Origin of the sequence: Pseudomonas arcuscaelestis (assembly GCF_016881005.1) — a bacterium.
GTDB classification, from domain to species: Bacteria; Pseudomonadota; Gammaproteobacteria; order Pseudomonadales; family Pseudomonadaceae; genus Aquipseudomonas; species Aquipseudomonas arcuscaelestis.
On sequence record NZ_JACOPV010000011.1, the window covers coordinates 103,023 to 115,918 of the forward strand.

General features: G+C 59.2%; 17 protein-coding genes and 1 riboswitch. Of the genes, 7 read left to right on the forward strand and 10 right to left on the reverse strand.

Features of this window, described 5'->3' with window-relative positions; all coding sequences use genetic code 11:
* The first annotated feature begins 22 nt into the window (after nt 1-22).
* Complete coding sequence (locus H8F21_RS18095; protein WP_203480625.1) at nt 23-1,021, forward strand: class I SAM-dependent methyltransferase; 999 nt, start codon at nt 23-25, stop codon at nt 1,019-1,021.
* A gap of 38 nt (nt 1,022-1,059) precedes the next feature.
* A riboswitch (yybP-ykoY riboswitch) is annotated at nt 1,060-1,181 on the forward strand.
* 87 nt (nt 1,182-1,268) lie between these two features.
* The gene (locus H8F21_RS18100; protein WP_136478147.1) at nt 1,269-1,856 is read left to right on the forward strand and encodes a TMEM165/GDT1 family protein; all 588 of its coding nucleotides are present in this window, start codon (nt 1,269-1,271) and stop codon (nt 1,854-1,856) included.
* A 68-nt stretch (nt 1,857-1,924) separates the two neighbouring features.
* Here H8F21_RS18100 and H8F21_RS18105 read toward each other — a convergent pair whose 3' ends face one another.
* From H8F21_RS18105 to H8F21_RS18120, 4 genes are all read right to left on the reverse strand, one after another.
* Complete coding sequence (locus H8F21_RS18105; RefSeq protein ID WP_136478148.1) at nt 1,925-2,740, reverse strand: M48 family metallopeptidase; 816 nt, start codon at nt 2,738-2,740, stop codon at nt 1,925-1,927.
* Between the two features lie 89 nt (nt 2,741-2,829).
* Nucleotides 2,830-3,453 (reverse strand): SOS response-associated peptidase, encoded by a 624-nt coding sequence (locus H8F21_RS18110; RefSeq protein WP_203480622.1) that lies wholly within the window; start codon nt 3,451-3,453, stop codon nt 2,830-2,832.
* 13 nt (nt 3,454-3,466) lie between these two features.
* On the reverse strand, nt 3,467-3,727 hold the full coding sequence (locus H8F21_RS18115) for a putative signal transducing protein (protein ID WP_203480619.1): 261 nt from the start codon (nt 3,725-3,727) through the stop codon (nt 3,467-3,469).
* A complete protein-coding gene (locus H8F21_RS18120) occupies nt 3,727-3,909 on the reverse strand; it encodes a CPXCG motif-containing cysteine-rich protein (protein WP_203480616.1) in 183 nt (60 codons plus the stop codon). The genes H8F21_RS18115 and H8F21_RS18120 overlap by 1 nt, the downstream gene beginning before the upstream one ends.
* A gap of 121 nt (nt 3,910-4,030) precedes the next feature.
* On the opposite strand from H8F21_RS18120, the gene H8F21_RS18125 reads away from it, so the two are divergent.
* Nucleotides 4,031-5,197, forward strand: coding sequence for a 1-acyl-sn-glycerol-3-phosphate acyltransferase (locus tag H8F21_RS18125; RefSeq protein WP_203480613.1), 1,167 nt, complete (start codon nt 4,031-4,033; stop codon nt 5,195-5,197).
* A gap of 41 nt (nt 5,198-5,238) precedes the next feature.
* On the opposite strand, the gene H8F21_RS18130 is transcribed toward H8F21_RS18125, so the two are convergent.
* Both H8F21_RS18130 and H8F21_RS18135 read right to left on the reverse strand, forming a co-directional pair.
* Entirely contained in the window at nt 5,239-5,499 is a 261-nt protein-coding gene (locus tag H8F21_RS18130) for a hypothetical protein (protein ID WP_203480610.1), read from the reverse strand.
* Nucleotides 5,500-5,705: 206 nt separating this feature from the next.
* The gene (locus tag H8F21_RS18135; protein WP_136478153.1) at nt 5,706-6,290 is read right to left on the reverse strand and encodes a YajG family lipoprotein; all 585 of its coding nucleotides are present in this window, start codon (nt 6,288-6,290) and stop codon (nt 5,706-5,708) included.
* Between the two features lie 177 nt (nt 6,291-6,467).
* Between H8F21_RS18135 and H8F21_RS18140 the strand changes: the two genes are divergently transcribed.
* Both H8F21_RS18140 and mqo read left to right on the forward strand, forming a co-directional pair.
* Entirely contained in the window at nt 6,468-6,701 is a 234-nt protein-coding gene (locus H8F21_RS18140) for a hypothetical protein (protein ID WP_203480607.1), read from the forward strand.
* Nucleotides 6,702-7,306: 605 nt separating this feature from the next.
* Nucleotides 7,307-8,812: a malate dehydrogenase (quinone) gene (gene mqo, locus H8F21_RS18145; protein ID WP_203480605.1), complete on the forward strand. Its 1,506-nt coding sequence runs from the start codon at nt 7,307-7,309 to the stop codon at nt 8,810-8,812.
* Between the two features lie 54 nt (nt 8,813-8,866).
* Here mqo and H8F21_RS18150 read toward each other — a convergent pair whose 3' ends face one another.
* The 4 genes from H8F21_RS18150 to H8F21_RS18165 all read right to left on the reverse strand — a co-directional run bounded on the left by H8F21_RS18150 (nt 8,867) and on the right by H8F21_RS18165 (nt 10,810).
* Nucleotides 8,867-9,154 carry a PA4642 family protein gene (locus H8F21_RS18150; protein ID WP_203480602.1) on the reverse strand — a complete coding sequence of 96 codons (288 nt, stop codon included), beginning with the start codon at nt 9,152-9,154 and terminating at the stop codon, nt 8,867-8,869.
* 70 nt (nt 9,155-9,224) lie between these two features.
* Entirely contained in the window at nt 9,225-9,692 is a 468-nt protein-coding gene (locus H8F21_RS18155; protein WP_203480599.1) for a hypothetical protein, read from the reverse strand.
* An 83-nt stretch (nt 9,693-9,775) separates the two neighbouring features.
* Nucleotides 9,776-10,249 (reverse strand): WbuC family cupin fold metalloprotein, encoded by a 474-nt coding sequence (locus H8F21_RS18160; protein ID WP_203480596.1) that lies wholly within the window; start codon nt 10,247-10,249, stop codon nt 9,776-9,778.
* Between the two features lie 3 nt (nt 10,250-10,252).
* On the reverse strand, nt 10,253-10,810 hold the full coding sequence (locus H8F21_RS18165) for a hypoxanthine-guanine phosphoribosyltransferase (RefSeq protein ID WP_203480593.1): 558 nt from the start codon (nt 10,808-10,810) through the stop codon (nt 10,253-10,255).
* 164 nt (nt 10,811-10,974) lie between these two features.
* On the opposite strand from H8F21_RS18165, the gene upp reads away from it, so the two are divergent.
* Both upp and H8F21_RS18175 read left to right on the forward strand, forming a co-directional pair.
* Nucleotides 10,975-11,613 carry a uracil phosphoribosyltransferase gene (gene upp / locus H8F21_RS18170; protein WP_136478160.1) on the forward strand — a complete coding sequence of 213 codons (639 nt, stop codon included), beginning with the start codon at nt 10,975-10,977 and terminating at the stop codon, nt 11,611-11,613.
* 2 nt (nt 11,614-11,615) lie between these two features.
* On the forward strand, nt 11,616-12,890 hold the full coding sequence (locus H8F21_RS18175) for a uracil-xanthine permease family protein (protein WP_203480590.1): 1,275 nt from the start codon (nt 11,616-11,618) through the stop codon (nt 12,888-12,890).
* Nucleotides 12,891-12,896: the final 6 nt, after the last annotated feature.

Consider the following 12,896-nt stretch of genomic DNA (forward strand, 5'->3'; position numbering starts at 1 on the left):
CTTTTTTCAGGAGCCGCCATCCATGGACCCGCGCAGTGAAGTGTTGCTTCGTCAGGCCGAGTTATTCCAGGGCTCGCTGTTGCTCGCCGGCCTGCCTGCCGACGACCTGCTCGGCAAACTGCCTGCAGCACATGGCTGGTGCTGGCATGCCGGCGACCAGACGGTTCTGGATGCCCGCTTTACAGGCCGCAGCCATTTTGGCGTAGAGGCGCCCGCCGAGAAATTTGAAGCGGCTGTGCTGTTTCTGCCCAAGTCCCGCGATCTGGCCAATTACCTGCTCAATGCCTTGGCCTCGCGCCTGGCAGGCCGCGAGCTGTACCTGGTGGGGGAAAAACGCGGCGGTATTGAAGGCGCGGCCAAACAACTGCACGCCTTCGGCAAGCCGCGCAAACTCGACAGCGCACGCCACTGTCAGCTGTGGCAAGTCACCGTCGAGCACGCCCCCGAAGCCAAACCGCTGGAAAGCCTGGCCGAGCGCTTCGAACTGGACATGCCGGAGGGGCCGTTGAAGATCGTCAGCCTGCCGGGTGTATTCAGTCACGGCCGCCTGGATCGTGGTAGTGCCCTACTGCTGGAAAATCTTCAGCAATTGCCTGTTGGCCACGTTCTTGATTTCGGCTGCGGTGCCGGTGTGTTGGCCTCGGCGCTCAAGCGCCGTTATCCCCAAAGCCGGATCACGCTGCTTGATGTCGATGCCTTTGCCGTCGCCAGCAGTCGCTTGACCCTGGCTGCCAACGGCCTGGAGGGGGAGGTAATTTGTGGTGACGGCATCGATGCCGCCCCTCGCGACCTGGATGTAATCCTGAGTAACCCGCCGTTCCATACCGGGGTACACACCAACTACCAGGCATCGGAAAACCTGCTGAAAAAATCAGCCGATCATCTGAAAAAAGGCGGCGAACTTCGACTTGTCGCCAACAGCTTCCTGCGCTATCAACCACTCATCGAAAGCGCCCTGGGCAATTGCCAGGTAAGGGCCGAAGGACAGGGCTTCAAAATTTATCAGGCAACACGCGGTTAAAATCAGCGCTTGCCGAAACGGATTTGCCTAGGCAGAATCCGCTCCGTCCTAGGGGAGTAGTCTCCCGCGAGCACCCAGCTCGCCCGGTACGCGTCAACATACTTGGTCAACAGACCATGGCGCGTGCGACCCACGGTCCGCATAGACGGACCCAGGGTTTGACAAGACCTATGACACGAACACCTTACCCGGGGCGGGAAGGCTGTACGTGTCATAGCCGTGTCGACCCGCCCCCGTAGGAATCCTGATGCTGGAATCATTGCTCGTCCCAACCGCGATCGTGGCCCTTGCCGAAATTGGCGACAAGACCCAATTGCTCGCGCTTATCCTGGCCGCCCGCTTCCGCAAGCCTTGGCCGATTATCGCCGGTATCATCGCCGCAACCCTGGCCAACCATGCCGCTGCTGGCGCTGTCGGCGCCTGGTTCAGCACTTTCTTCTCTGCCGCCACCCTGCACTGGATTCTCGCTGCCAGCTTCGCTGCCACCGCTCTGTGGACCCTGATTCCAGACAAAATGGATGACGACGAAGCCAGCTCCGCCCGGCGCTTCGGGCCTTTCCTGACCACCCTGATCGCGTTTTTCATCGCCGAGATCGGCGACAAGACTCAAGTCGCAACCGTGATGCTAGCCGCCCAGTACCCGCACCTGATCATGGTTATCATCGGTACCACCCTGGGTATGCTGATTGCCAACGTACCGGTGGTGCTGGCGGGCAACTTCGCTGCAGAAAAACTGCCACTGACCCTGATTCGGCGCCTGGCATCGGCAGCCTTCTTTGTCCTGGCTGCCGTGGCGGTGTACTCAGCGATGGAAGTCAGTGGCTGGATAGGCTGACCATTGGTTCAAGCCAGCGCAGGAGCTGGCCCAGCCGACGATGGGCCGCTCAGCGGCCCGGGCCCGGCTTACTTCTTAGCCTGTTCGTACAGCGGCATCACCTTGGGGATCGCCGCGCGCAACGCAGCCTGGCGGCTGTCGGAAGCTGGGTGAGTACTCATGAACTCCGGCTGCGAACCACCCGAAGCCTGGCTCATCTTGTCCCACAGGGTGATCGCGGCATTCGGGTTGTAACCGGCACGGGCCGCAAGCTCCAGGCCAATCAGATCAGCTTCGTTCTCGTTCGAGCGGCTGTTGGGCAAGGTCATGCTGTACTGCACCACAGTGTCGGCAATCGCCAGGCTATCCTGGCCAAGCCCCAGCAATGCACCCGCACCCTGACGCGCCATCTGCACACCGTAGGCCTTGGACATGGCCTCACGCCCGTGTTCACGCAGGGCATGGGCGATTTCATGGCCCATGACCGCGGCGATCTCGTCGTTGGTCAACTTGAGCTTATCGATCAGGCCGGTGTAGAAAAAAATCTTGCCACCTGGGCCGCAGTTGGCGTTGAGCTCATCACTCTTGATCAGGTTAACTTCCCAGTTCCACTGCGCCGCATCCGGGCGAAACTTTGGTGCCTGGGCTATCAGACGATCGGCAATCACCTGCACTCGCTTGGCATCGGCACTGGTCTTGTCGAGCACACCTTTGCTGGACGCCTCGCCCAGGGTCTGCTGGTAGGACTGTGCATACATCTGGTTGACCTCATCGGTCGAGAGCATGCTGAACATATATTGCTTACGCTCGACACCCACGGCGCCGCCGCTGGTGGTGTTTACTGCCTGGCATCCGGCAAGTAGCACACTGGCACTCAGAGCACCGATAACAAATGACTTACGCATGAAAACACTCCATTCGAACATGCCGCGTATCCTAGGCCGAGTCGATTGAGGCCGCTACACCCCAAACGAAGAAATCTCCAGGCGGCAGGTTACGCCGGGGTCAAGCACTCAGGCCCATTGAGCTTGGGATCGTTGACAAAGTTGGCCAGCACGCGCTCTCGTAAAGGTGCCTGGGCGCTGGCCAGTAACTCGTACAGGCGCGCCACGGGTGTTTGCGGGTCCAGCCATGCTGCTTGACCGGCGGCATCGAGAATCAACGGCCGACGCTGGTTCACCGCAGCCTGAGTTACCACCGCAGTGCTCAGCCAGACCTGGTCCTGCACCGGGTAGGCCTCCCAGATCGCGGCAAAAAACAACGAAGAGCCTTCTCCAGGCGTCAGCCAATAGGGCCTTTTGCGCACCGTACCGCGCCATTCGTAAAAGCCGTTGGCCGGCATCAGGCACCGACGCAGGCGAAAGGCCTCGCGAAACATCGGCTGCTCTGCCAAGGTTTCGGCCCGGGCATGCGCAGGCGTTCGCGACAAATCCGTCAACCAGGCCGGGGTCAGTCCCCAGCGTGCGCGGGCAAGTTCCGCCTGACCTTGCTCCCCATTTCGCTGGATCAGTACCGAAGCGCCGGGAGAAATATTCCATTGAGCCTGCTGGTCGGCCGGAAACCCCGGCAATGCAGCAAAGGCAGGCGACCATCTAAACAGCGCGTAACGTCCACACATGGGGGATAAAGACCTAGCAAATCAGGGTTCCCGGAATGTGCTCCGGTTCGTCGCCAGCCAGTGGCTGAGCACTATTGTACGCGGCGATCATCTGCCGTGCGTACTCAGCCTGGTCATCCGCAACCGCCAGCGCCAGTAAGCCCTGCATCGGTAGGTCGCCCATGGCGCCCATCAGGTCACGGCCGATCAAGTGAACCTTGACCCCTTCACTTTCGAGCATGCCAATCAGCATTTCGGCTTCCAACAGGCTTTCCGGCTCGTAAATTCGCTGCATCAGTCGTTCTCACCGTAAACATCCAGCATCCACTCCTCCCCGTGCACTTGCAGCACGAAGCGGATCGGCTTGCAGCAAACCTGACAGTCTTCGATGTATTGCTGATCGCCACCGGACAGGTCCACCGTTGTCTCGACTTCTTCACCACAATAAGGGCAATCGTAGATCGCAGTTTCCAGCATCGCGGCCTCCCGAGTGACTTGTGCGTATAATTGCCGGTCTATTTACAGGACCTGCGCGTGTTCGAGCCGTTTTTCGAAGCCCGGTCCTACCTATTACCCTAGCCGTTTCCAACAAGAGAGCATGATGGGCGAATTCGATGCCATCCGACCGTACAACGACGCTGAGGTCCCTGCCGTTCTGGCACGCCTGCTCAGCGACCCGGCATTTCTCGATATCCTCACCCACTTCCGCTTCCCGCGCGCTGCCGGGGCCTTTGGCTGGTTGCTCAAGCCGCTGATCGCCCGACGCCTGCGCAAAGAGTTTGCTGGCGTTACCTGCGTTTCGACCCTGCAGGACAAAGTCGAGTACTACGTCGACCATACCATCGAGCGGGCAACCGACGGGGTTACCTACACCGGCGTCGAGCTGCTCAAGTCCGGGACCGCCTATTTGTTCCTGGCTAACCACCGCGACATCGTCATGGACCCGGCGTTCGTCAATTACGCGGTGTACCACGCCGGCCTGCCTACGCCGCGGATCGCCATCGGTGACAACCTGCTGCAAAAGCCGTTCGTCAGCGACATGATGCGCCTGAACAAGAGCTTCATCGTTCATCGTTCAATCAGCGGACGGCGGGAAAAGCTTGCCGCTTACCAATTGCTTTCAGCCTATATCAACCATTCGATCCGCAACGACGGCCAGTCGATCTGGATCGCCCAAGCCGAAGGCCGGGCCAAGGATGGTGACGATCGAACTGATTCAGCAATCCTGAAAATGTTCCACATGAGTCGCAAGGACGAGCCCTTCGGCGCGGTTATTCAGTCGCTGAACCTGAGCCCGGTGTCGATCAGCTATGAATACGATCCCTGCGATCAGGCCAAGGCTCGCGAGCTGTACATTCGCGCCACTACCGGCACCTACACCAAGGCACCGGGCGAGGATGACCTGAGCATCGCCCAGGGCATAACCGGCTACAAGGGACGTGTACACATCAACTTCGCGCCGCCGGTAACGACGTTCTTCGAAGATACCAAGCAGCTGGCAGTGGAGATCGACCGGCAGATTCTTGCGGGCTATCGACTGTTTCCGGTGCACTACCTGGCTTATGCACAGTGGGCGGATGCCGACCCGCAATTGCAGGTGCCGACGGCCGACAAGGTGTTCCCGGCCCAAGAGCTGGATCGCGCCCAGGCCGAATGGCAGCGTCGCCTGGACGCCTGCCCGGTGGAACAGCGCCCGTACCTGGTACAGCAGTACGCCACACCCGTGCGTAACCAGTACCGGGTCAAGGCAGGTTTGGCGCTCTAACGATTACCTGGAGACGGCGGTGGGGCGTGAAGCAGCCCCATTCACACCCAGGTGCTGAACCAGGACAGCAGCAAGGCCAGCGCCAGGAAGGCAAAGCCCAGGATGTAGTAGAAGCGGTTGATGCGCAGGGTCATGCCATCAACCACCGCCTCGTCGCTCGGGGCCTTGGCCACTGCCAGCGCTTCACGACGTCGTGCGCTGTGCAACAGCAGGCCGCCAGGGCAGGTAATCAGCAGTGCCAGCAGGTTGATCAACTTGGCCGGATGGGCAGCGATCAGCCCCCAGAACATTTGCAACGACATTTACAGCACCTCGAAAAGCGACATTCCACCGGCGCGCATTTTACCCAAGCGTCACCTTGTGTCCCGGTTTTTTCGACCAACGACGATCATCGTCACGCCAATATCATCCGGATACATCGCCCCAAGCGGCCTGAATTCACCTACAAAAAAGCCCGATGACTGCCACACAGTCATCGGGCTTTTTCAGGTGTACTGGCTTAGCGGGCTTATTCGCCGAGGATTTGGCCGATTGCCTGGTCCTTGAACAGACGGGTAAGCGCGTCGCTGAGGACATCACCAACCAGTTTGGTGTTGGTTTCCTGGTTTGGCGCCATACCGAAGCGCTGGTCCAGGGAGGCACCATAGCGGCCACTGTAACGACGGTTGGCATTGGCAACGTCGGCCTTGAAGGTAGCACCAATGGTGGCCTCGGTGACGTACATGCCTTCTTTTGGCGACTGATACTTGAGCTCTGCCAGGGTCACGGTCAGCTGCGGGGCGTTGTAGGCGTTCGGCGTAGGGGTAAAGCCCAGCAGGCGCACCGCTGCTTCTGCCTGAGCTTGCAGCTTGGGCAGGATATCGTTGCCGGTCACTGTGATAGCGCTGGTTTCAGGGTACAGGCCGCCGCGGGTGCCCAGGGTTTGCGACGCGCGACCGTCGACCACCTTGACCACTACCGGCTGGCCATGGCCTACCGGCGCGAGCTGGGCGGTGAGTTTTGGTTGCGGGCTGAGTTGTTGCGGGCTGTGGGCACAACCGACCAGGGTCAGACTGGTCACCGCGATCAAACCGAACAACAAACGTTGCAACATGCTCATCTCTCCAGAATAGGCAGCAAAGGCCGCCAGTATACCCAGCGCAGCGCGGCCCAGCCATCGCTGTGCCATTAGCGTATGAGACAGGCAAGCGCGGCGGCGGTTCGTTGTCACAATCGTTTAATGACCCCACCGCTATGCTGGCGTCGAGAACACTTGAAGAGGTAGACCGCCATGTCCAACTTCTGGACTTCACTGCTGACCCGCCGCCCCATGCGTAACTTCGCGCACCTGGATGCTCAGGGTATTTGCCTGGCGTTCAAGCAGTGTGCCGATCAGCCTGCTGTCGGCAATTGGGTGCAAATCAACGAAATCTGCCTGACCTGGCTCAATCGCCCGCTGCCCTCTAGCGCACGGGTTTGCGCGCGTCCTCGCGGCAACTTACTACAGCGCAGCCTGGCCGCCTGAGCCGTGCATCAATAAAAGTCGCTAATAAAGATCATTTCTGCCCGAGACATCGTTATAATCTCCCCCCGATTATAAGGACGTCTCCTGATCGGGCCTCGCAGCACCGCCAATGTTCACCATTCGGCATCCTCCGCACCGCCCACAGAGAGCCTTCCACACAGGTCTTGCACCAGCCAGTGCCAGCATCATTCGGCCCTCTGCTCTGCCTGAACCTGCCGGGTCTGCCATCGCGCAGCCCTTTTTGAGGTTCACGACTCCAAAAGAGCGTGAAAAAACGGGTTTTCACAACTTCACGAGAGTGTGGCGAGCAATGAACAGTCTGGCATGTGCAAAAGCACCTAAAGTGTCCCTAGCAGCCCTGAACAGCTGGCAACAGCTCTCTTCCAGGATGAGAGCCTGAGGCCGGTCCATAACGCACGACGGACACCTTGACCATAAGTCGAATTGCCGCATCGGTCTTAAAATGCGTTCATAAGCAACGCAAAGCCCGTTTGGCGGTGTCCGCTGAAGTTGCAAAAACTGCGAAGAATCGGACATGGCGATCCTGGCTAGGCCAGAGATCCTATGCTGTCAATTTGGTGCTGTAGATTTTGGAGACGCGTTAAATGGCGCAGAACGAAGCAGTCGATGTGGTATTGGTAGGGGCAGGCATCATGAGTGCCACCCTGGCCGTACTGCTCAAGGAACTCGACCCGGCTATCAAGCTGGAAGTCGTCGAGTTGATGGATTCGGGTGCCGCGGAAAGTTCCAACCCGTGGAACAACGCCGGGACCGGCCATGCCGGGCTGTGTGAACTGAACTACACGCCGCAGGCCGCCGACGGCAGCATCGACATCAAGAAAGCGGTGCTCATCAATACTCAGTTCGAAGTGTCCCGGCAGTTCTGGGCCTACCTGAGCAAGAAAGGCGCATTCAGCTCGCCACGGGCGTTCATCAACCCCGTTCCACACCTGAGCTACGTCGAAGGTGAAAAAGGCGTCGACTTCCTCAAGAAGCGCTTCGAGCTGCTCAAGCAGCATCACGCCTTCGCCGAGATGGAATACACCGAAGACAAATCGGTAATGAATGACTGGATGCCGCTGATGATGCCGGGTCGCCCTGCCGACCAGACTATCGCCGCCACCCGTGTCATGAAAGGTACCGATATCAACTTCGGCGCCCTGACCAACAAGCTGCTCAAGCACCTGGCAAGCACGCCGGATGCCCAGGTCAAGTACTGCAAGCGCGTGACTGGCCTGCGCCGTAACGGCAGCGGCTGGACCGTCAGCATCAAGGACGTTAACAGCGGCAGCAGCCGTGAAGTGGATGCCCGCTTCGTGTTCCTCGGCGCCGGTGGTGCTGCACTGCCATTGCTGCAGCAGTCGGGCATTGAAGAGAGCAAGGGCTTCGGTGGCTTCCCGGTCAGCGGTCAGTGGCTGCGTTGCGACAACCCGGAAGTGGTCAAGAAGCACCAGGCCAAGGTCTATAGCCAGGCCGCTGTTGGCTCGCCACCGATGTCGGTACCACACCTGGATACCCGTGTCGTCGACGGCAAGACTTCGCTGCTGTTCGGCCCTTATGCCGGGTTTACCACCAAGTTTCTCAAGCACGGCTCGTTCCTCGACCTGCCGCTGTCGGTGCGCATGGGCAATATCGGCCCGATGCTCGCCGTGGCCCGCGATAACATGGACCTGACCAAATACCTGGTCAGCGAAGTGATGCAGTCGATGGAGCAGCGTCTTGACTCCCTGCGCCGCTTCTACCCTGAAGCGAAAGCCGAGGACTGGCGCCTGGAAGTGGCGGGGCAACGCGTTCAGATCATCAAGAAAGACCCGAAAAAAGGCGGCGTCCTGCAGTTTGGTACCGAACTGGTATCAGCCAAGGACGGTACCTTGGCCGCACTGCTGGGGGCTTCCCCAGGTGCATCGGTGACTGTATCGATCATGCTAGACCTGATCGAGCGCTGCTTCCCCGACCAGACCAAGGGTGCCTGGGCCGCCAAGCTCAAGGAAATTTTCCCGGCCCGGGAAAAAGTCCTGGCTACCGACGCTGCCCTGTATCACAAGATCAGCGTGCAAAACGACGAGGCCCTGGGCCTGGTCGAAAACAGCCCGGCGCAGCATTACGCGTAACGCACCGGCATAAAAAAACGCCCTTCGGGGCGTTTTTTTATGCACGCACGTTAATCAGCCACGCGCCTTGTCGATGATTTCGATGTAGTCAGCGGCGTTGCGCTGGTCCTTGATCACGTCGACGAACGTCTGGCCATGCTCGTCCTTGCCGTCGACATCCAGGCCGGCCTCAACGAAGAAGCCGACAAAACGCTCGAAGTCATCGATGCGCAGGCCACGATAAGCCTTGATCAGCTTGTGCAGCGAAGGTGAAGTAGCATCCGCCGGTTCGAACTGCAGGAAGGACTTGATGTAGTCGTCACTGATCTCGTCGCCAATCACTTGCTTCTTGTCTTTACGCATTACCGACTCCAACTGAACCATCACGGACATTTTCACGGGCCGGCAGTTTACCCCTGCCCGGCACCAGCGCTCAACGCGCGCGTACAGCCCCGGTATGCAAATCGGCCCAGACGTGGCCATTGGCGTAACTGAGGAATTGTACGTAGACCGTGTTGTTGCGCAGCAAATCGATAATCACCTGATATTGGCTCGACGGGTAGTTCAGGCTCAGCACTTTGCGCCTGTCATCGAACACGGCTTTTTTCAGGCTCTTGCTCTCGGCATCAAAGCTGATCACTACCTGGCTGACCGTAGTCCCCTTGCTCAGCGGCTTGCCCTTGAGGCGCAGGGTCAAAGGTGATGTCACCGGGATCGGCTGCTGGTTTGACTGACGCTGGTTACCGACGACTACCGAGTAGTCGGTGACCTGGAGCAGTTGCTGGAACTCAGGCGCTTCCTGACGCAGGGACAAGTCATCTGGTGGCAGGAACTGACTGTGCAAGGGCGCAGCGGCCAGGGGCATGCTCAGTAGCAGAAGGACAGGGACAATCGCACGCATGACAGGCTCCTAGAGGCGGCCTGGCACTTTAGCATGGGATGATCATATCGCGGGGCAAGCCCACTGTTGATGATGCGGGGGATTCACTCGAATTGAGCGCGCATCCAGGCGTGGTACTCAGCAACCCCAGGCTCACCCTCGCGCGGCGCCCAGCTCGCCATTTCACCCTCGCCGACCGGACGGTAAGGACCGGACTTGCATTCAAACATCATGCTATCGGCCGCAAGCACAACCAGGCCATGGTAGGTGCCCGGCGCCAGGTCCACGCCGAGGCAGTCCCCACCGGCTTCGAGCACCCGCTTGTCCACCACCACACCCTGCTCGTCGAAGATCAGCAGCCCCAACTTGCCACGCAGCACGATCAGGCATTCCGCCTTGTCAGCCGACAGATGCCGGTGCGGCGGGATGTAGGTGGAAGGCTGGAGCCCTACCGCCATACGGTGGCAGGGCTCTTCCATGGCGTGGAAATTATGGTGCTGGCGGCCACGTGGGTTGGCAGCAGCCTTGCTGGCCAGCTCGGTAAACAACGATTGGTCGAGAAAACCGGGCTGGCGCATGGGTCAGAGCCCCTTGACGGCAAAAATACCGTTGGCGTTGCGCCAGTAACCTTTGTAGTCCATGCCGTAACCGAACACGTAACGGTCGATACAGCTCAAACCGCAGAAATCAGCCTTGAGTTCGGCACTCGCCTTGCGGTCGTGATCCTTGTCGATCAACACAGCGGTGTGCACAGCGCGGGCGCCAGCGTGCTTGCAGAAATCGATGATCGCGCTGAGGGTGTGCCCTTCGTCGAGAATGTCGTCGATGATCAGTACATCGCGGTCAATGAACGAAACCTCGGGCTTGGCCTTCCAGAACAAATCGCCGCCGCTGGTCTGATTGCGATAGCGAGTAGCGTGCAGGTACGAAGCTTCGAGCGGGAACTGCAGGTGGGTCAGCAGCTTGCCGGCGAAGATAAGGCCACCGTTCATCACGCAGAACACCACCGGGTTGCGTTCGGCGAGCACGTCGCTGATCTGGGCGCCAACGCGAGCAATGGCGGCCTCTACTTCGGCTTCGTTGTACAGGCAGTCAGCCTCTCGCATGACTTGACGGATATGCTCGAGATCAGCGGACATGGCGCTCTCCAGGGGGCTGCAAATGAGAAAAGCGGGCAAAGGTACGCATCCCAGGGCATCAGATCAAGCATTTATGGACTAACGTCCAGATTGCCTAGAGGACACACACGGCTGAATAGATTAATCTACCGCGGTTTTTTTGCCCGCCCCCCGGAGCTTTTCCTATGCCTATCCGTGAGATCCGCCATCCGCTGATCCGCCACAAGCTCGGCCTGATGCGCCGCGCTGACATCAGCACCAAGAATTTTCGCGAACTCGCCCAGGAAGTCGGCACGCTCCTGACCTACGAGGCCACCCAGGACCTGCCACTCGAAACCTACGAGATCGATGGCTGGTGCGGTAAGGTCCAGGTCGAGAAAATCGCCGGTAAGAAGATTACTGTAGTACCAATCCTGCGCGCAGGCATTGGTATGCTCGAAGGCGTACTCAGCCTGATTCCAGGTGCCAAGGTCAGCGCCGTGGGCGTTGCTCGCAATGAGGAAACCCTCGAAGCCCACACCTACCTGGAAAAACTTGCCCCGGAAATCGATGAACGCCTGGCGCTGATCATCGACCCGATGCTGGCCACGGGCGCGTCGATGGTTGCCACTATCGACCTGCTGAAAAAAGCCGGCTGCAAAGATATCCGTGCGATGGTGCTGGTAGCGGCGCCGGAAGGCATTGACGTGGTCGAGAAGGCGCATCCGGATGTGCAGATCTACACCGCTTCGGTCGATGAACGCCTGAACGAGCACGGTTATATCATTCCGGGCCTGGGCGATGCTGGCGACAAAATCTTCGGCACCAAGCAGAAGGACGCCTGAACATGCAGGATGAGTTCAACGACCCGCTCTGGCGTCAGGTCCTCTCCGGCGCGCAAATGCTCTTCGTAGCCTTTGGTGCGTTGGTACTGATGCCTCTGATCACCGGCCTCGACCCGAACGTCGCGCTGTTCACCGCAGGTTTGGGAACTCTGCTGTTTCAGATCGTCACCGGCCGCCAGGTTCCTGTGTTCCTGGCGTCCAGCTTTGCATTCATCACCCCGATCATTCTTGCCAAAGGCCAGTTCGGCCTCGCCGAGACCATGGGCGGGGTGATGGCGGCCGGATTTGTCTACACCTTCCTCGGCCTTGCTGTGAAGATCAAAGGCACCGGCTTCATCGACCGCCTGTTGCCACCTGTGGTGATTGGTCCGGTGATCATTTCCATTGGCTTGGCCATGGCCCCCATTGCCGCCAACATGGCAATGGGCAAGGCCGGTGACGGAGCAGAGCTGCTGCCGTACGGCACCGCAATGATGATTTCCATGCCAGCGTTGCTGACCACCTTGATCGTTGCCGTGTTCGGCAAGGGTATCTTCCGCCTGGTACCAATCATCGCAGGTGTGTTGGTAGGCTTTGGTCTGTCGTTCTACTTCGGTGTGGTCGATACCGCCAAAATCGCCGCCGCGCCTTGGCTGGCCGTGCCGCACTTCACCGCGCCAGCATTCAACTGGCAAGCAATCCTGTTCATCGTACCTGTCGCCCTGGCGCCAGCCATTGAACATATCGGTGGGGTGATTGCGGTAGGTAGCGTGACGGGGCGTGATTACCTGAAGAAACCTGGCCTTCACCGCACCCTACTAGGTGATGGCATCGCCACCACCACTGCCGGACTGTTCGGCGGCCCGCCCAATACGACTTACGCAGAAGTCACTGGCGCAGTAATGCTGACCAAGAACTACAACCCGAAGATCATGACCTGGGCGGCAGTATTCGCCATTACCCTAGCCTTCATCGGCAAGTTTGGCGCCCTGCTGCAAAGCATTCCAGTACCGGTAATGGGCGGAATTCTGTGCTTGCTGTTCGGTTCGATTGCTGCGGTGGGCATGAATACCATGATCCGCCACAAGATCGACCTCAGCGAAGCGCGCAACCTGGTGATCGTTTCGGTGACCCTGGTGTTCGGTATTGGTGGCGTGCTGGTCGGTAGCGGAACTGGCCCCGACGATTGGGGCCTCAAAGGCATCGCACTATGTGCGGTGGTAGCGATCGCCCTGAACCTGCTGCTGCCGGGCAATGACGGCTGGAAGAAAAAGGCACTGGACGACCAACTGCCTTAATCAATC

Coding starts and splice junctions, on each gene's coding strand:
- H8F21_RS18095 (WP_203480625.1), top strand. CDS start 23: ATGGACCCGCGCAGTGAAGTGTTGCTTCGTCAGGCCGAGTTATTCCAG.
- H8F21_RS18100 (WP_136478147.1), top strand. CDS start 1,269: ATGCTGGAATCATTGCTCGTCCCAACCGCGATCGTGGCCCTTGCCGAA.
- H8F21_RS18105 (WP_136478148.1), bottom strand. CDS start 2,740: ATGCGTAAGTCATTTGTTATCGGTGCTCTGAGTGCCAGTGTGCTACTT.
- H8F21_RS18110 (WP_203480622.1), bottom strand. CDS start 3,453: ATGTGTGGACGTTACGCGCTGTTTAGATGGTCGCCTGCCTTTGCTGCA.
- H8F21_RS18115 (WP_203480619.1), bottom strand. CDS start 3,727: ATGCAGCGAATTTACGAGCCGGAAAGCCTGTTGGAAGCCGAAATGCTG.
- H8F21_RS18120 (WP_203480616.1), bottom strand. CDS start 3,909: ATGCTGGAAACTGCGATCTACGATTGCCCTTATTGTGGTGAAGAAGTC.
- H8F21_RS18125 (WP_203480613.1), top strand. CDS start 4,031: ATGATGGGCGAATTCGATGCCATCCGACCGTACAACGACGCTGAGGTC.
- H8F21_RS18130 (WP_203480610.1), bottom strand. CDS start 5,499: ATGTCGTTGCAAATGTTCTGGGGGCTGATCGCTGCCCATCCGGCCAAG.
- H8F21_RS18135 (WP_136478153.1), bottom strand. CDS start 6,290: ATGTTGCAACGTTTGTTGTTCGGTTTGATCGCGGTGACCAGTCTGACC.
- H8F21_RS18140 (WP_203480607.1), top strand. CDS start 6,468: ATGTCCAACTTCTGGACTTCACTGCTGACCCGCCGCCCCATGCGTAAC.
- mqo (WP_203480605.1), top strand. CDS start 7,307: ATGGCGCAGAACGAAGCAGTCGATGTGGTATTGGTAGGGGCAGGCATC.
- H8F21_RS18150 (WP_203480602.1), bottom strand. CDS start 9,154: ATGCGTAAAGACAAGAAGCAAGTGATTGGCGACGAGATCAGTGACGAC.
- H8F21_RS18155 (WP_203480599.1), bottom strand. CDS start 9,692: ATGCGTGCGATTGTCCCTGTCCTTCTGCTACTGAGCATGCCCCTGGCC.
- H8F21_RS18160 (WP_203480596.1), bottom strand. CDS start 10,249: ATGCGCCAGCCCGGTTTTCTCGACCAATCGTTGTTTACCGAGCTGGCC.
- H8F21_RS18165 (WP_203480593.1), bottom strand. CDS start 10,810: ATGTCCGCTGATCTCGAGCATATCCGTCAAGTCATGCGAGAGGCTGAC.
- upp (WP_136478160.1), top strand. CDS start 10,975: ATGCCTATCCGTGAGATCCGCCATCCGCTGATCCGCCACAAGCTCGGC.
- H8F21_RS18175 (WP_203480590.1), top strand. CDS start 11,616: ATGCAGGATGAGTTCAACGACCCGCTCTGGCGTCAGGTCCTCTCCGGC.